Genomic DNA, 13755 nt, shown 5'->3' on the forward strand with positions numbered 1-13755 from the left:
GTCAGTCCTCCTTCGCCCGTGGCCCCACGAGCCCCAGCACCTCGAGCACGTCCCTGGCCTCGGCGGTGGGCAGCCAGGATGCGACGGTGAGCATCGCCTCGTGGTCGGTGTGGGGGTCGCGGATGATCGTGTGGCCCAGGTCGACGTCGATGCCGGCGGGGAGTGCGAATCCTGCACGGTTGCTCATGGCTTCTCCTGATGGAATGTGAGTGTGATGGTCCGCCAGCCCTTCTCCGTGACCCGAGGGCCACGTCGGTAGGTGGTGGCGGTGATGTGGTCGGTGCTGTCATCGACAAGCGCACCGGCGGCGACGATCCCGTCGATCAAGCACTTGACCGTAGGAGCCGAATTGTCCGCGTCCGCACGCCCGTGAGTACGGAGTCCCACAGTGACGGTGAGCGTGCACGGCGTGGGGATGGTCAGACGGTGCTTGCGGGCGAGGAACATGCCCCGGTTGCGCAGCGCGATCTTCCGTTGACGTTCCGGTCGCCAGTGGTGGCGATCGTTCGCACTGAGATATTCGTTGTCGGGTACGTCGATGACGAGTTCGGTCATGCGGCACCCCCGAGGTCGAGGACACCCTGGTCGAATCGCCTGGCAGCGATCTCGCAGTACCGCTCGTCCATCTCGATGCCGATACCTCGTCTGCCCAGCGCGTGGGCAGCAAAAAGAGTGGAGCCACTCCCCATGAACGGGTCCAAGACCGTGCCTCCCACGTCTGAGACAAGCGCTACGGCTTCCCGCATCCACGCTTCCGGCTTAGTTGTCAGGTGGTCCGCCTCTTTGGTCCGTGGCTTCGGGATGTCCCACCTGTTAGAGGTCCGCCAATCGGGGTTGATGACGGCCGGCTGCCCAGGTTTACGCAGGAGCGACGCAATTTCATGAGCTGGCGCAAGGGTCGTGGTGGACTTCGCCACGCCTTGACTCGCGAACACCAGCACGTCGAGAGGGACGAAGCCCACTGCTTCGGCTTCTGTCACCATCTGGTGAAACGTTCGGTTGCCACAAAACGCTATATGGGCCGAACCGTCAGGCACTGTGTCGAACATCAGCCCGAATGCGTCGCGCATCAACTCAGCGAACACCCTCTGGTCGTGATCCGCGTACCCTCTGGAATGTGTCGCTTTCTCCGACCAGTTCGGGGATACGAAGCCGAGCATGTTGCCAGCCCGATCCACCGCGTATGGCGGGTCGGTGACGATATTGTCAGCGGACAGTCCAGGAAGAATGCCACGGCAGTCGCCGTGGTACAACGTGACGTGCTCGTCTTGGTAGTACGGCTTCATGCCGCACCTCGGCATTCTGCGATGAACGCTCGCCCCTCCGGTGTGGTCGCGAAGTCCGCGACGACCTCCCCCGCCACGGTGTCGCGGCGCTTCCGTGCACGGAGCATGGAGGCGTGGGCGCGGAGGATCGCCTGGTAGGTGGGTTCCTGGACTGACGTGCGCGGGAACCTCAGGACGCGGGCGAGGGTGTCGTAGGAGACACCAACCTTCTCGGCGGTCGCGCGGATGCTCCCGTGGTGGTCGACGAGTGCTTCGGCCCGGGCGCGGACACTCGCATTCGAGTGGGTGATTCTGAGGCGGGTCATGCTTCTCTCCTAGTAACACTGGTTTGCTTATTCATGCCGTCACCTCCATGACGGGTGCACGCTCAGCGAGTCTCGTGATCGCAACAGCCCACGCACGTGCCGCGGTGGTTTCCGTCGCGATGATCCACCGGCCGTCAGCGACGACCAACCACACCTGCCAAGTACGTGGTGCGGCCTTGACGATGCGGAAATGTGGGGGTCTCATGCGGCGTCTCTCCTTTCGCGTTGCTTCCTGGCCGCGTCGTAGCGGCGTGTGTGCCCGGTGCGGTCGTCGTCGCAACGGCGGGCGTTGTTGACGACGGGGACACCACAGTCGGGACAGAGTCGTTCGGGGGTGAGGGTGAGGCGTTCCCTGGCGGTCAGTCCCCCGCGTATCCCGAACCGCTGATCGAACGGGAGGGTGGCCTCCTCCTCGAGGGCAGCCCGGAGACAGAATTCCTTCGCCGGACACCTGAAACACATCTCTATGGCCTGCTTGGCCTGGTCTGGACCAGCCGGGAAAAAGATCGAGTCGGCAGCGTTCCCGCCAATCTGTGCGCAAATGGCGTCATCCCATTCATCCGAGTACCGGGGGATTCTCATGAGTGACCACTCGTCTTTCCGTTGACGATCCTTGATGCCTGCGACGAGTCGATGCCATAGAATGCGGCGATCTCTGTCTGCGGAACTCCGAGCGCGTACAGGGCGCGGATTGACCGGCGGTCGTCGAGGGTCAGCCTCTCGACTTTCGGGAGATCGTCTGGGTCAACCAGCCCATTGGCGATTGCTGACTTGACTCGATCGTGAGCTGATTTGAATCCGGCCAGCCCAGTTGCATCCGCGATCTGCTGATAGGTCAGACCCTCAATTCGCAACTGGACCGCTTCCATCTGGTCCTCAAACACTCCGAGTCGACCTAAAGTTCGTCGAACATGCTCTGCCGGCGTGACCGGGCACAGGTGATCGGGGTTGACGCACGGAGGGTTCTCGCACTCATGATCGAGGTGGTATCCCTCGGGGATTGGACCCTTGTGCCTTCGGTAGGAGACACGGTGCGCCCAGTCGACTCGGCGACCCGGCGGCTGCTCGATGTCGTAGGCTTTGCCATACCCGTTCTTGTCAATGTGGCCCTGCCATTCCCAGCACCCCGACTCGACCACGATGTAGTCGGACAGGATGCTGGGACGACTTGCGTCCGCACAGTCCTTGGAGCAGTAGACGCGCTTGCGCCAGACTCGGTATGCGTCCTTGGGCCTCTTCTCGATGACCTTTCCGCACGCCTTGCAAACTGGGCCCTGGGCGATGGTCGCGTCAGAATGGTGGACGGCTGTCATCTTGACCTCCACTCTGGTTCTGGTCCCAACCACCGCCCTGCCCCTGCTGGGACTGCTGAGCCCATCCGCCGGCCTGCTGGGACTGCTGGAAGCCGCCCTGCTGCTGGCCGCCGAACCCGCCGCCGGACTGGTTCTTCGTCACCACCGCGGTTGCACGCCGCAAGTTCGGTCCGACGTCATCGACGTCAAGATCCATGACCGTGCGCTTCTCACCCTCCTTGGTCTCGAACGAGCGGGACTTGAGGCGACCTTGGACGACGACGTTAGTCCCCCGGCGGAGAGACTCCGCGACATTCTCGCCCAGTTGCTTCCATGCTGAGCACCGCAGGAACAGCGTCTCCCCGTCCTTAAACTCGCCGGCCTGCCGATCGAAGATGCGTGGCGTCGAGGCGACGGTGAAGTTCGCGACTGCAGCACCGTTGGGTGTGAACCGAAGCTCCGGATCCGAGGTGAGGTTGCCGATGACGGTAATGACTGTTTCGCCTGCCATGGTTACTGCTCCTTGTTCTTGGTGTGAAAACTCTTCTTGAGCGAGCCGCCCGCAAACTCTCCGAACAGCTCGAGCCTCTTCTTTGCCGCTACCTCTGCGGCCTCTTGCGGGGAGTTGAACGTTCCGAGGTGGTACTTCTTGCCGCCCTTGCCCACGGTCGCGGACCATCCCCTGCCGTTCTTCGAAACACCCCTGTATCCAGAGAGATTCGCGGCGGTAGCGCCTCGCCTGTGCTGGGAGTTCTCCGCGGGCGTGGCTAGCCGTAGATGGTCGAGATTGACACAGGCTGGCTCGTGGCAGATGTGGTCGATCTGCATCCCCTCAGGAATTGGGCCGTGCTCTTGTTCCCAGGCGTAGCGGTGGACCAGGGTCATCCGCCCGGACGCCCTTACGAGTCCGTGTCCTCGTGAGTTGACTGTCCCGGCCCACAGGACGCATTCGCCCCTCCGGGTGACGTACTTCTCAAGCGCCTCGTCGGGCGACTTGAACCGGTTGCGAACAGGGATGTCCGGACGAGGATCCCCGTACTTCTTCCACCTCTCCCAGTGAGCTACACACCAGCCCCGAGATTCGGCAGGGCGCCCGCAGCTAGCAATAGAGCATGGTGGGCCATCCTTGGCTCTATGGCTTCTGCTGCGATTTCGTGCGTCAGGCATGTCAGGCCGCCTCTCCGGTGATCTCGCCGTTCTCGTCGACGAGCTGACCGTCGATGATCTCGGTGTTCTGCTCTTCCATCTGCCGCAGAGCGGTGCCCGTGGTCATGAGGAACGACTTGAGATCGTCGTCGAGTTCACCGGCGGCCTTGCACTCGTTGAACAGTGCCGCGAGCTGGTCTGCGGTCTCGCAGTCACCGGCCTCGGCGTACCAGTCCCGGCCACTCCCCTGCGCCGGTGCCTGCTGGGTCTGGTTGGCCTGCTCGCGCTGTTTCTGCGTGCGCGGCCGCGGGGACGGCGCCGGGGGCGGGGTTTCCGAGGTGAACTCGGCGACTTCCTCGGGGGTGTATTTGAGTCCGCCGAGGACTTCGGGGCAGGCCATGCGCACGCACTCGCTGGTCGCACGCCAGCGGAGCATTGTCGCCGGATCCTTCGCCCAGTGGCCCTTCCCCCACAGGCCAGCCGCCTGAGCCTTCTTCTGGTCCCACACGGACCGGTGAGTGAAGTCCGGGTCATCCTTGCGGATGATCTCGCACACCGCAGACCCGTCATCGTCGTTGCGGGTGCGCACGATGTGACCCGCCGACCGGGCAAGGGACGACATCATGGATGCCGACAGGGACGGGGAACCGTTGATGACGTTGATCTCGTTGAGAGCGACGATCGGCTGGATGCCCAGGGCGTTGCCGTACTCGATCGCGACGAAGACGTTCGCGGGGTTGCGCTGGAACGCCTTGGGGATCATGTTCGCGTCGGCGAGGATGGACGCATAGTTCTGCTTCTCGGCGACGCTCATCTCGAGTGCCGAGGCTGAGGTGTGGGTGACGATGTCGGTGTTCACAGTTCTTCTCCTTGTTCGATGTTGGTGAGTAGGTACTTCGGCGGGACATTAAGTGCGCGGGCGAGAGCATCCACCTGGTCGAGGCTGACGGTCTTGAGGTCGTTAGCTTCGAGCCGCCAGATCGAATGGTTCGTGACCGTGGGTCGGGTCTTCCGGCTGAGGTCGAGCTTTGACCAGCCCGACGCCACCCTGAGACGGCGAACGTTCGCGGCCAGCACTTCCGAGGACTTCATGCCGCAGCCTCGATGATCGACAGGCGGCGCGTGGGTGCCCCGACCTTCGTGTATTCGGCTTTGATGTCGGCGAGGTTCTTCTTCGTGGCCTCGATCCCGCGGTCGGCGGCGAGCTTCGTGAGCACAGCGTCCTGGTCGAACGTCTTGCGTCCGGCGATCTCCTGCCACCGGGCCACAGGGCGGCCGTCGATGGTCAGGTATTCGTGGTCACCGATCACGGCCTTGAGGCGCGTCTCGATCGCGGTGCGTTCGGTCTTGAGCGTCGCCTCGGTGTCCTTGATCTCCGCGAGTTTCGTCAGGTCGTCCTCCACCAGCTCCGGCAGGGGTGCCTCGGTGCAGGATTCGGGGTCGAGCACACGCGGGTGCCGGACCGCGAGTTCGCCGGGAGTGACGGTGGCGAGGTCGACCGGTGGGGGTTCGTTCGAGAGCACATGCGCCCAGAACAGGGCGGCGGTGGACCGGATCTCGGCGATGAGGTTCTCGTCCCGGTCGACGGGGCCGACGATGTGCGGGGTGCGGTCGACGAGGGCGATGAACCATCCGTGCGAGCGGCCCGTGACGCTGAGGTACCACTGCAACTGCACGTAGGCGTTGTCCGGGATCTCGCCCGCCTGCCAGTCGCGGGCCTTGTCCGTGTAGATGCCGGTGGTTTTGATCTCGAGGATCCCGCCGTCCGCGGTGAGCCGGTCGGGGTTCGCGATCGCCCAGGGAGTCTTCTTTTCCGCGTAGGTGCCGACGTTGCGGGTCGCGATGCCCGTGTCCTCGGTGAAGCGTGTGGCGAGCAGCGGTTCGACTTCCTGACCGAACCAGAAGATGTCCTTGACCTCCTCGACGGGGTCGGTGTCGCTGGTCTTGTCCTGCCAGATCTCGAACGGGGTACGGAACGACGAGGCTCCGGTGATCTCGGCGATGTCGGATCCGCCGAGCCCCTGCCTGCGGACCGCGAGCCAGTCAGTTCGGGGTGCGTCGGCGGGGAGGATGAGTTTCGCGTTGGGGACGCGGTAGTCGGGTTTCGTGGTCATTGCTGTCTCATTTCGTTGAAGGCGGCGACGGTTCCTGCCGCGAGGATGGTCAGGCCCAGGAGTGAGAGCCCGTTGGCGGTGAGGGTGAAGCTCAGCGACCACACGTAGGTCGCGGCACCCAACGCGGCGGCCGGCACCCACAGGAGCCAGGCGCGGCGCTTCCGGTGGATCGGGTGACGACTCATGCCGCGGCCCCCGGATCCCACGGGCCTGCTGCGCCCTTGTCCCGGTGGTGTTGCTGTTCGAGGACCGCGTCCTCGACGTCGTTGAGGAACTGCTCCCCTGCGTCGTCGGCGAGAACACCGGTGACCTGCTTGCCCTTGGTGGTGGTGAACTCGACGTGCAGTTCCCCGTTGATGCAGTTCACGGTCGCGGTCTTGGCGTGGAAGTGCATCATGCCGCGGCGCCCTTCTGTGCGTTGAGGTACTTCCTGATGTCCGCTGGGTCGTAGCGCCACATGCCGCCGACAGCGATGCCGGGGAACGCGCCACGCCTACGGAGCCGGTTGACGTGCTGAACGGAACAGTCGAGCCATTCCGCGACCTCCGTGCCCTTGAGGAGTTTGTCCAGCTGGATCACGACGCCTCCTTCACTTCGGCGAGGGCCGCATCCACGCGGGCCTCCCATGCTTTCTGCGCCCGCTCGTCGGCGCGCTTCTCGTGGTCGGTGCGCTCATCCGGGCAGTCCGGACACCAGGTCACGTGGTCGTCGATCGCGTCCTGGGCGGATCCGCCGGTAAGGATGACGCCACCGCCGCACTCGAACTCGATGTAGGTGGTCATCACGCCACCTCGAGTTCGTGTTGGACGTGCGGGATGCCGAGCTTGCGGCGGATGAACTCCACACCGGAGGGCTGCACCGTCGTCGTGTACGAGCACCCGATCGTGTCGTCCTTGCGCTCATACGAGTACGGGGTGACCTTGAAGTGGTGCATGTACTTCTGGTAAGGGGTGTTGTGCATGTGCCCCTTGGCGATGAACACCCCGGCGTTGCGCAGTTCCGCGAACAGCTTGTTCTGCGACCTGCCGAGCATCTTCGCCACGCGCCCCACCGAGTAGGTGCCGTCCGCGTTCATGAACGCCTCATAGGCATCCGCCTTCGGGGACAGTTCGGCGATGGTGGCGTCTTTTGCCTCGAGCATCTTGTTCGCCTCGACGAGGGCGAGCGCAACAAGCTCGGGTCCGGAAGGTGTTGGCACCGGCGCGGCAAGCGCCTGGCGCATCGCGTAGAAGTCGCGGACGAGCGCCACCTTGAGTTCCCGGACCACGCTGGTGTTCCGGAGGTAGGTGATGAGGAGGGTTGACTGCTGCTCGTTCAGTCGGGCGATCTCGCGAGACTGAGTTCCGCCGGCAGTGGCGAAGGGTGCGATTTCAAATCCGACCCTTCCGAACTGCTCGAAGTCGCGGAGGTTGTCACGCACGAGCCTGATGACCGAGGCGTGCTGGTTGCCGGTTCGGTCCGCAACGATGAGCGTGTCAGTGACCGGCTCTCCGTCGACGAGGCGAACGAGGCTGGTATCCTGAGAATGGTTCATCTCTGGTCCTTTCTGGATCGTTGCCCTCACCTGTTGGACCAGGTGGGGGCATTTCTTATGCGGCGTAGTTGATTCGCTCGAGGTCGAAGAGCTCCTCGGTCTCGAATCCGAGGGCTTTCGCGATCTTTCCGGCGGTCTCGGGGTTGCACGTCTCGCGTGCTCCGAGGATGTTGCCGACCGTTCCGGTCGAGACCTTCGCCTTGAACGCGAGGTCTGAGTTGGTCCACTGCTTGAACTTCATCGCCAAGCGAATCTGCGCCTTGCGCGGCCGGGCGGTGAGACCCCTGCGGGTCTGGTTGTAGGTTGTTGCCATGTCACCTCCCCTCACGCGACTGCCACGGGCCGAAGGCTGGCTTTGCCGACGTAGCGCACCCAGACCTCTCCCCTGCGAGTCATGGCCTCGAAGTCGCCCCTGGGGAAGTCTTGGAGCTTGCCGGAGTTGATCGAGTTCGAGTACTTGACTCTGGATGCGGGCTTCAAGTGGTCGAGGTTGAGTTGCGCCCATTCGCCTGGGTGCGCCCGGAGGGTGTCGGCGTCGTCCCGGTACTTGCTCGCCTGGGTGAGCTTCGGAGGCGGGGTTCCGAATTTGACGGTCATGGGAGTGTCCTTTCGTGGTTGGATGTGGTCATGGATTGGCTTGCTGTGATTCCCGTGTCAGCGCTCGTGTCCGCTGTCGTCACGGGGTTTCTCTGGTGGATTGATCGGAAGAAGCCGCTTCTCGTTCTGCAGCGATACAACGAACCCAGCCGGGATGAAGAAGGAGAAGAGGGGATCCTTCGCCATCGGCATCAGCTCACGAACGTGGGTGATGCTCCTGCGTTCGATATCGCCATGTACGGGCATTTGGCAGATATCGCGGCTCCCGTTCCCACCGGCACCAGGTGGCAGTCTTGGACTCATCGGGTGGTGCTTCTTCAGCCGGGTGAATCTGTCGACGTGTACGTGGCTTGGGCGGGCGATCAGTTCCATGAGGCGGGAGTCAGGATTGGGTACTCCCGCTCCCCCGGGCGTCCGTTCTGGTACCGCTGGGTTTACGTTCATCTCGATCGGGCACTCTCGACGACTAACGCCAGACCAGGAAGCCTGAAACTAGATCGAGTAGCACTTCTGCGGCTTCGAGTAGCAGCGGAAGAAGCATCGCCGCGAGCGCAAAAAGCCCGAGCCATAGAGCCTCAGTCGGCTCTCCGGCGGCGAGTCGGTTCGCTACTATCCAGACTCCGCAAATGAAGCAGAGCACCATGTGAGCAACAGTCCTCATCTCCATGCCCCTTCGTGAGCTTCAAGTGTTTCACTGACATTTATGAGACTAGAGCATGTGACCAGATTGAGTCAACTAATTCATTGATTTTTCTGACACTCCGCGGCACGAAGGGAATTACGACGATGTTCTTTGTGTCTGAGCGCGACACACTAGACTTGCTCTAGCCTTGCCCCTGCCTGAAAGTGGACACCGTGAGCCGACTATCGGAGCTCCTGAAAGATCTGAAGACTGAGCGCGAGCTGACGAATCCACAGATCGTGGAATCGGCGAAGCGCCAAGGACTGAAGCTCTCAGCAGGCAACGTATCGAACTACCTGAACGGGAATCATCCCGAACGCCCTCCGACTAAGACTCTCGCGGCGTTCGCGAAGGTCTTCGGCGTCCCGGTCTCGGACTTGGAGGCGGCCGCTGCCTACACAGGCCGCGAACCATTCACCCCAGATCCGTCGTCGGATCGGCTCACCGCTCCACAGCGTGCCGCTGTGAATGAGATCATCCGCCTCCTGGCGGACGGGAACACGGGAGCAGGTGAGTCGAATGGTTCCCCCATGAACGATGCCGGAGGGAAGCCGGCGACCGAAGAGGCACAGCTCGCCAGCGACTTCGTTGAGAGCAAACGCCGGCAGCGGGAGGGCGGGGCCGGGGGTAACGTGCACCACTTGGTGCCCCCTCCGCCGGCAGAGAAGACGGCCGCCTACCGGACGCGAAGCCGGGACAAGGAGGAAGAGGAACGGTCCCGGCAGCGGGGCGAGGAGACGCAGGAGCGCGATGACGATGACTGATCCCTCACACTCCCATTCAATCCCCACCCAGGACGGCTAGTATGAGTTCAGACCACCACAACACCACGGGAGACAACGACGATGAGCACGTCAGCGATGAACCGAGCGATACGCCGCGGAATTCGTCGCGGACTGGCGATGCAGTCCGGCGACATTTCGAGCACTCAGAAGATGCGGGACCGGATCAGGAATCGAGACTACATCGGGGAGACGTGGACCGACGTGGGGACCGCGATTTCCGAGGCGATGTATACGACGGACCAGCGCAGGTCGACCCCGAAACCGGGCAAGGCTTAGTCCACGTCACAACCGCGCGCAGCGGACCGTTGCCAGATCCCGGAGAGATGGCTCTCTACGGCCAAGTTGACCCGTCTTTTCCTGAGCGCATCATGCGGATGGCCGAGTTCGATCTCGAGCAGAAGCACAACAACGACACCACACTCGCGGACGCACAGGCGATCGCCCTCAAGCTCATTGCGTGGACCACAACCATCATGGGAGTAGGAGGGCTCGGATCGGCGGTCGTCTTCGGTTTCCTTGGGATTGACGCGGGCGTGATTGGGTCGCTCGTCACAGTCGGAATAGTCGGAGTAGCAAAAGTCATGAGCGCGTCCCGCGGCAAGGCGAGCGAGTGACACTGGTGTAGTTCGGCAAGACGCCTTTTCGACAACCACTGTTGTGTCGGTGGGGCCGCTTATTGTCGGGTCCATGAGACAGCACAAACACCATCCGTGGCGTGAGCTCCGGGACCGCGGCGAGCATGTCGTGGTGCACTACACGCGGTTCGATGACGGCCGCGTCGCGGCCACTGACGGGGCGAACGCGATCTGGATCGACAAGTCCCTGCAGCAGACGGAACGGCGTTGCGCGATCGCCCACGAGCAGGCGCACATCGACCTCGGCCACCGGGACTGTGACGACCCGCGTGAGGAGTCTGCGGCTCGGCGTCTCGCGGCCCGGAAGTTGGTCGACTGGGATGACCTGGTGGATGCGTACCGGTGGGCGTCGTGCATGTCCGAGTGGGCGGATGAGTTGTGGGTGACGGTGGAGGTTCTCGAGGACCGGCTCAAGTACCTCCACCCGCACGAGTTGGCGCTCCTGCGCATGGTCGGGGCAAGCCGTGGATGACCTCGAGCGCGCGGTGCTCGACCTCGAACGCGAGCACCCCAGGTACAACGGAGTCAAGGACGATGCGATCCGCCGGCGCCTGAACATGTCCGCCACGTCGTACTTCCAGATCCTCAACCGACTCCGCCGAGTCAGGAACCAGAACAGGTAGACCAATGGCACGCATACCCATCCCCGTGGGCGCATGGGGCAACATCAGCGTCTCCGGAACGCGAGGCAACTACCGGGCGACAGCCCGCATCCGCCTCGCCAATGGCAAAACCGTCCCGCGGTTCCGGCAGGGTACGACGAAGGAAGCGGCACGCAACGCGCTCCTTGAGCACCTGACGGAGATGCGGGAGCAGATCACCGGCGGAGAAGTCTCGGGCGCGATGACCGTCGGGGGATTCGCTGAGGACTGGTTCACACGATGGAGGGAGAGCGCGGACCCTCCGGCATCCACTGTGCGCACCTACCGTGCCGCGGTGAAATGGATTCGCGAGGAACTCGGAAGGCTCAGACTCACCGAATGCACCACAGGACGCCTCGAGAAGGGGTTGCAGCGCATCAGTGAGGCTCACGGTCAGGCGACGGCGAAACAGGCCCGCTCAGTGTTGCGCAAGCTCTTCGCCGATGCTGTGCGCCTCGACGCGCTGACAACGAACCCCGCGCTCGGGATCTCAACCGTGCGAGAGAAACCGCAGGAGGTGCGCGCCATGACCGCGGAGGAGGTGGCGCGTCTGCGCGCGGCCGCACGCACGTGGGAGGCGACACCGGTGACGGCGAACAAGCCGGTACGGCGGGAGATCGCTGACAGCATCGACGTCATGCTCGGCACGGGTGTGCGCATCGGGGAACTGCTGGGCATCCGCTGGGATGATGTCGACCTCGAGACCAGCCCTCCGACGATCTCGGTGATGGGCACGGTCACGCTCGGTGCTGACGGGCAGGGGATGACTTATCAGCCGGCGCCGAAGTCGGAGACGTCGAAGCGCATCCTCTATCTGCCTGCGATCGCGGCGGAGGCTCTGTGCCGGCAGTTCGAGGTGCGGGAGTTTCGTGCGGAGTCTCAGGCGGTGTTCGCTTCCGAGGTGGGCTCGTGGCGTGACCCGTCGAACTATCGTGCACACTTCCGGCAGGTGCGGGATCTCGCCGGACTCGACTGGGTGACCCCGAAGACGATTCGGAAGACCGTGGCGACGACGATCTACACCGCGGACGGCCTCGACAATGCGTCTCAGCAGCTGGGTCATTCGGAGGTTGGGGTGACGGCGAAGCACTACGTTCAGCGGCTCAACATCGGGCCTGCTGGTGTGGTGGGAGTGCTGGACGAGTGGTTGCAAAGCGCATCGTAACCGCATATTCGGCGCGCACGGGCATGAAAAAAGCCCCTCCCGACCAGGTGCGTGACCTGGTGGGAGGGGCGTTGCCGAGCCGCCTGCGGGAATCGAACCCGCGACCTATTCATTACGAGTGAATCGCTCTGCCGACTGAGCTAAGGCGGCAACCGCACCAACTCTAGCCAATGTCCGCACCCACGGTCAAAACGGCGAGTCACCGGCCGAGACGTCCCCGCGGGGACGTCGGATGGGTCCCACCTCCTCGGCGGGAAACCGGCTGATCAGGGGATTCGCCCACCGGATCCCGGGAGTGCACCGAGAGCCCCAGAGGCGAGCCTGCCACCGCCCAACCCCCGTGCGACACGGATCACAGGCCCCTGACCGGCTAACCTTGGGAGGACGACACCAGAGACGACGAGAGGCCCGGTCCGTGAGAGAGTTCGATTCCACAGAGTTCATGAGCGACTTCCAAGCGCTCATCGAATGCGAATCGTTCTCCCACGACCCCGAGGCGCTGGCCCGCAGCGCCCGCCTCATCTCCCGCATCGGCACTGGACTCCTCGGTGCGGCACCGCACGTCATCGAGACGGACTCACGCCCGCACCTGCTCTGGCGCTTCGGTGACGGCCCTCGCGAGGTCGTCCTCATCGGCCACCACGACACCGTCTGGCCCACCGGCACCCTCAAGTCCTTTCCCTACTCCGCCGCCGACGGCGTCGTCCGCGGCCCCGGTGCCGACGATATGAAGGGCGGGGTCCTCATCGCCCTCTACGCGATGGCACGGCTGCGGGCCGAACGCGGCAGCCTCGACGGGGTGAGCGTCCTCATCACCGCCGACGAGGAGCTCGGCTCCCCCGGTTCCCGCGAGATCATCGAGAACGAAGCACGCGGAGCGAAGGCGGCCCTCGTCTTCGAAAGCGGAGCTCCCGACGGCTCGGTGAAGATCGCCCGCAAGGGCGTGGCCATCTACTCCCTCGAAGTCGAGGGCCTGGCCGCCCACGCCGGCGTCGAACCCGAGAAGGGCATCAACGCCACCGTCGAGATCGCCAACCAGGTCGTGCGGATCGCGGCCCTCCACGCCCCGACCGTAGGCACCTCGGTCGTCCCCACGGTCATGCACAGCGGATCGACGACGAACACCGTCCCCGCCGAGGCGGTCGTCGGCATCGATTCCCGTGCCGCGACCGTGTCCGAACAGGAGCGCATCGACGCCGAACTCCGGTCCCTCACCCCGTCCGTCGCCGGAGCGAAGCTCACTCTGCGCGGCGGCATCAACCGCGCCCCGCTCGAGGAGGAGATGGCGATGGGCCTCTACGCCCGAGCGCAGCGCCTCGCGTCGACCCTCGGCCACCCGCCGCTTCGCTCGGTCGCCGTCGGCGGCGGCTCGGACGGGAACTTCACCGCCGGAGTCGGCACGCCCACGCTCGACGGGCTCGGGACCGTCGGCGGCGGTTCGCATGCCCGCACCGAACACGCCCTGCAGGTGTGGATCCCCCGCCGGGTCGAACTCACCGCCGCACTCGTCGGCGAACTCCTCGACGACGCCTGAGCGGGCCCGCGCCGTGACGGACCGGACCGCGACGGACCG

At 64.1% G+C, this 13755-nt stretch carries 26 protein-coding genes and 1 tRNA gene; 6 read left to right on the plus strand and 21 right to left on the minus strand.

The genetic code is table 11. The annotated features are described in order from the left end of the window. Position 1 precedes the first annotated feature (1 nt). The 20 genes from BC102111_RS08510 to BC102111_RS17535 are packed head-to-tail and all read right to left on the minus strand — an operon-like array spanning position 2 to position 8646. Positions 2-187: a hypothetical protein gene (locus BC102111_RS08510; RefSeq protein WP_101624069.1), complete on the minus strand. Its 186-nt coding sequence runs from the start codon at positions 185-187 to the stop codon at positions 2-4. Further along, on the minus strand, positions 184-555 hold the full coding sequence (locus tag BC102111_RS08515) for a hypothetical protein (protein WP_101624070.1): 372 nt from the start codon (positions 553-555) through the stop codon (positions 184-186). Before BC102111_RS08515 ends, BC102111_RS08510 begins: the two co-directional genes overlap by 4 nt. Further along, the gene (locus BC102111_RS08520) at positions 552-1286 is read right to left on the minus strand and encodes a DNA-methyltransferase (RefSeq protein WP_101624071.1); all 735 of its coding nucleotides are present in this window, start codon (positions 1284-1286) and stop codon (positions 552-554) included. Before BC102111_RS08520 ends, BC102111_RS08515 begins: the two co-directional genes overlap by 4 nt. Beyond that, positions 1283-1591 carry a hypothetical protein gene (locus BC102111_RS08525; protein WP_101624072.1) on the minus strand — a complete coding sequence of 103 codons (309 nt, stop codon included), beginning with the start codon at positions 1589-1591 and terminating at the stop codon, positions 1283-1285. Before BC102111_RS08525 ends, BC102111_RS08520 begins: the two co-directional genes overlap by 4 nt. Before the next feature lie 31 nt (positions 1592-1622). Beyond that, on the minus strand, positions 1623-1796 hold the full coding sequence (locus BC102111_RS17765) for a hypothetical protein (protein ID WP_180960603.1): 174 nt from the start codon (positions 1794-1796) through the stop codon (positions 1623-1625). Continuing rightward, positions 1793-2173, minus strand: a complete 381-nt coding sequence (locus BC102111_RS08530; RefSeq protein ID WP_101624073.1) for a WhiB family transcriptional regulator — start codon at positions 2171-2173, stop codon at positions 1793-1795. Before BC102111_RS08530 ends, BC102111_RS17765 begins: the two co-directional genes overlap by 4 nt. Then, positions 2170-2904, minus strand: coding sequence for an HNH endonuclease signature motif containing protein (locus BC102111_RS08535; protein ID WP_101624074.1), 735 nt, complete (start codon positions 2902-2904; stop codon positions 2170-2172). Before BC102111_RS08535 ends, BC102111_RS08530 begins: the two co-directional genes overlap by 4 nt. Then, positions 2882-3394, minus strand: a complete 513-nt coding sequence (locus BC102111_RS08540) for a single-stranded DNA-binding protein (protein WP_101624075.1) — start codon at positions 3392-3394, stop codon at positions 2882-2884. The genes BC102111_RS08535 and BC102111_RS08540 overlap by 23 nt, the downstream gene beginning before the upstream one ends. A 2-nt stretch (positions 3395-3396) precedes the next feature. Continuing rightward, complete coding sequence (locus BC102111_RS18145; protein WP_101624076.1) at positions 3397-4050, minus strand: HNH endonuclease; 654 nt, start codon at positions 4048-4050, stop codon at positions 3397-3399. Between the two features lies 1 nt (position 4051). After that, positions 4052-4888 (minus strand): recombinase RecT, encoded by an 837-nt coding sequence (locus tag BC102111_RS08550; protein ID WP_101624077.1) that lies wholly within the window; start codon positions 4886-4888, stop codon positions 4052-4054. Further along, on the minus strand, positions 4885-5121 hold the full coding sequence (locus BC102111_RS08555) for a helix-turn-helix domain-containing protein (RefSeq protein ID WP_101624078.1): 237 nt from the start codon (positions 5119-5121) through the stop codon (positions 4885-4887). The genes BC102111_RS08550 and BC102111_RS08555 overlap by 4 nt, the downstream gene beginning before the upstream one ends. Next, entirely contained in the window at positions 5118-6143 is a 1026-nt protein-coding gene (locus tag BC102111_RS08560) for a YqaJ viral recombinase family nuclease (RefSeq protein ID WP_101624079.1), read from the minus strand. The genes BC102111_RS08555 and BC102111_RS08560 overlap by 4 nt, the downstream gene beginning before the upstream one ends. Continuing rightward, positions 6140-6328 carry a hypothetical protein gene (locus BC102111_RS08565; protein WP_101624080.1) on the minus strand — a complete coding sequence of 63 codons (189 nt, stop codon included), beginning with the start codon at positions 6326-6328 and terminating at the stop codon, positions 6140-6142. The genes BC102111_RS08560 and BC102111_RS08565 overlap by 4 nt, the downstream gene beginning before the upstream one ends. Next, positions 6325-6540, minus strand: a complete 216-nt coding sequence (locus BC102111_RS08570) for a hypothetical protein (RefSeq protein ID WP_101624081.1) — start codon at positions 6538-6540, stop codon at positions 6325-6327. Before BC102111_RS08570 ends, BC102111_RS08565 begins: the two co-directional genes overlap by 4 nt. After that, positions 6537-6722: a helix-turn-helix domain-containing protein gene (locus tag BC102111_RS08575; protein WP_180960605.1), complete on the minus strand. Its 186-nt coding sequence runs from the start codon at positions 6720-6722 to the stop codon at positions 6537-6539. The genes BC102111_RS08570 and BC102111_RS08575 overlap by 4 nt, the downstream gene beginning before the upstream one ends. Further along, on the minus strand, positions 6719-6925 hold the full coding sequence (locus BC102111_RS08580) for a hypothetical protein (protein WP_101624083.1): 207 nt from the start codon (positions 6923-6925) through the stop codon (positions 6719-6721). Before BC102111_RS08580 ends, BC102111_RS08575 begins: the two co-directional genes overlap by 4 nt. Continuing rightward, the gene (locus tag BC102111_RS08585; RefSeq protein WP_063250084.1) at positions 6925-7677 is read right to left on the minus strand and encodes a phage regulatory protein/antirepressor Ant; all 753 of its coding nucleotides are present in this window, start codon (positions 7675-7677) and stop codon (positions 6925-6927) included. Before BC102111_RS08585 ends, BC102111_RS08580 begins: the two co-directional genes overlap by 1 nt. A gap of 55 nt (positions 7678-7732) precedes the next feature. After that, positions 7733-7990 carry a helix-turn-helix transcriptional regulator gene (locus BC102111_RS08590; RefSeq protein WP_101624084.1) on the minus strand — a complete coding sequence of 86 codons (258 nt, stop codon included), beginning with the start codon at positions 7988-7990 and terminating at the stop codon, positions 7733-7735. An 11-nt stretch (positions 7991-8001) separates the two neighbouring features. Further along, positions 8002-8274: a hypothetical protein gene (locus tag BC102111_RS08595; protein ID WP_101624085.1), complete on the minus strand. Its 273-nt coding sequence runs from the start codon at positions 8272-8274 to the stop codon at positions 8002-8004. Positions 8275-8331: 57 nt separating this feature from the next. Continuing rightward, entirely contained in the window at positions 8332-8646 is a 315-nt protein-coding gene (locus BC102111_RS17535) for a hypothetical protein (RefSeq protein ID WP_146001413.1), read from the minus strand. 483 nt (positions 8647-9129) lie between these two features. Between BC102111_RS17535 and BC102111_RS08605 the strand changes: the two genes are divergently transcribed. From BC102111_RS08605 to BC102111_RS08625, 5 genes are all read left to right on the plus strand, one after another. Beyond that, a complete protein-coding gene (locus BC102111_RS08605) occupies positions 9130-9720 on the plus strand; it encodes a helix-turn-helix domain-containing protein (protein WP_180960606.1) in 591 nt (196 codons plus the stop codon). 41 nt (positions 9721-9761) lie between these two features. Beyond that, positions 9762-10355 carry a DUF2335 domain-containing protein gene (locus BC102111_RS17540; RefSeq protein WP_146001415.1) on the plus strand — a complete coding sequence of 198 codons (594 nt, stop codon included), beginning with the start codon at positions 9762-9764 and terminating at the stop codon, positions 10353-10355. Positions 10356-10428: 73 nt separating this feature from the next. Continuing rightward, complete coding sequence (locus tag BC102111_RS08615; RefSeq protein ID WP_101624089.1) at positions 10429-10848, plus strand: ImmA/IrrE family metallo-endopeptidase; 420 nt, start codon at positions 10429-10431, stop codon at positions 10846-10848. Then, entirely contained in the window at positions 10841-10999 is a 159-nt protein-coding gene (locus BC102111_RS08620; protein WP_101624090.1) for a DUF3263 domain-containing protein, read from the plus strand. The genes BC102111_RS08615 and BC102111_RS08620 overlap by 8 nt, the downstream gene beginning before the upstream one ends. A gap of 4 nt (positions 11000-11003) precedes the next feature. Further along, the gene (locus BC102111_RS08625) at positions 11004-12182 is read left to right on the plus strand and encodes a site-specific integrase (RefSeq protein ID WP_101624091.1); all 1179 of its coding nucleotides are present in this window, start codon (positions 11004-11006) and stop codon (positions 12180-12182) included. 77 nt (positions 12183-12259) lie between these two features. On the opposite strand, the gene BC102111_RS08630 is transcribed toward BC102111_RS08625, so the two are convergent. After that, a tRNA-Thr gene (locus tag BC102111_RS08630) sits at positions 12260-12332 on the minus strand. A gap of 292 nt (positions 12333-12624) precedes the next feature. Here BC102111_RS08630 and BC102111_RS08635 point away from each other — a divergent pair. Then, complete coding sequence (locus BC102111_RS08635; protein ID WP_227007125.1) at positions 12625-13716, plus strand: M20/M25/M40 family metallo-hydrolase; 1092 nt, start codon at positions 12625-12627, stop codon at positions 13714-13716. The last annotated feature ends 39 nt before the right edge of the window (positions 13717-13755 follow it).

Source organism: Brevibacterium casei CIP 102111, assembly GCF_900169275.1.
Lineage (GTDB): Bacteria > Actinomycetota > Actinomycetes > Actinomycetales > Brevibacteriaceae > Brevibacterium > Brevibacterium casei.

Coding starts and splice junctions, on each gene's coding strand:
- BC102111_RS08510 (WP_101624069.1), bottom strand. CDS start 187: ATGAGCAACCGTGCAGGATTCGCACTCCCCGCCGGCATCGACGTCGAC.
- BC102111_RS08520 (WP_101624071.1), bottom strand. CDS start 1,286: ATGAAGCCGTACTACCAAGACGAGCACGTCACGTTGTACCACGGCGAC.
- BC102111_RS08635 (WP_227007125.1), top strand. CDS start 12,625: ATGAGCGACTTCCAAGCGCTCATCGAATGCGAATCGTTCTCCCACGAC.
- BC102111_RS08515 (WP_101624070.1), bottom strand. CDS start 555: ATGACCGAACTCGTCATCGACGTACCCGACAACGAATATCTCAGTGCG.
- BC102111_RS08585 (WP_063250084.1), bottom strand. CDS start 7,677: ATGAACCATTCTCAGGATACCAGCCTCGTTCGCCTCGTCGACGGAGAG.
- BC102111_RS08580 (WP_101624083.1), bottom strand. CDS start 6,925: ATGACCACCTACATCGAGTTCGAGTGCGGCGGTGGCGTCATCCTTACC.
- BC102111_RS18145 (WP_101624076.1), bottom strand. CDS start 4,050: ATGCCTGACGCACGAAATCGCAGCAGAAGCCATAGAGCCAAGGATGGC.
- BC102111_RS08535 (WP_101624074.1), bottom strand. CDS start 2,904: ATGACAGCCGTCCACCATTCTGACGCGACCATCGCCCAGGGCCCAGTT.
- BC102111_RS17535 (WP_146001413.1), bottom strand. CDS start 8,646: ATGGAACTGATCGCCCGCCCAAGCCACGTACACGTCGACAGATTCACC.
- BC102111_RS08570 (WP_101624081.1), bottom strand. CDS start 6,540: ATGATGCACTTCCACGCCAAGACCGCGACCGTGAACTGCATCAACGGG.
- BC102111_RS08565 (WP_101624080.1), bottom strand. CDS start 6,328: ATGAGTCGTCACCCGATCCACCGGAAGCGCCGCGCCTGGCTCCTGTGG.
- BC102111_RS08525 (WP_101624072.1), bottom strand. CDS start 1,591: ATGACCCGCCTCAGAATCACCCACTCGAATGCGAGTGTCCGCGCCCGG.
- BC102111_RS17765 (WP_180960603.1), bottom strand. CDS start 1,796: ATGAGACCCCCACATTTCCGCATCGTCAAGGCCGCACCACGTACTTGG.
- BC102111_RS08625 (WP_101624091.1), top strand. CDS start 11,004: ATGGCACGCATACCCATCCCCGTGGGCGCATGGGGCAACATCAGCGTC.
- BC102111_RS08530 (WP_101624073.1), bottom strand. CDS start 2,173: ATGAGAATCCCCCGGTACTCGGATGAATGGGATGACGCCATTTGCGCA.
- BC102111_RS08615 (WP_101624089.1), top strand. CDS start 10,429: ATGAGACAGCACAAACACCATCCGTGGCGTGAGCTCCGGGACCGCGGC.
- BC102111_RS08540 (WP_101624075.1), bottom strand. CDS start 3,394: ATGGCAGGCGAAACAGTCATTACCGTCATCGGCAACCTCACCTCGGAT.
- BC102111_RS08595 (WP_101624085.1), bottom strand. CDS start 8,274: ATGACCGTCAAATTCGGAACCCCGCCTCCGAAGCTCACCCAGGCGAGC.
- BC102111_RS17540 (WP_146001415.1), top strand. CDS start 9,762: ATGAGTTCAGACCACCACAACACCACGGGAGACAACGACGATGAGCAC.
- BC102111_RS08590 (WP_101624084.1), bottom strand. CDS start 7,990: ATGGCAACAACCTACAACCAGACCCGCAGGGGTCTCACCGCCCGGCCG.
- BC102111_RS08560 (WP_101624079.1), bottom strand. CDS start 6,143: ATGACCACGAAACCCGACTACCGCGTCCCCAACGCGAAACTCATCCTC.
- BC102111_RS08555 (WP_101624078.1), bottom strand. CDS start 5,121: ATGAAGTCCTCGGAAGTGCTGGCCGCGAACGTTCGCCGTCTCAGGGTG.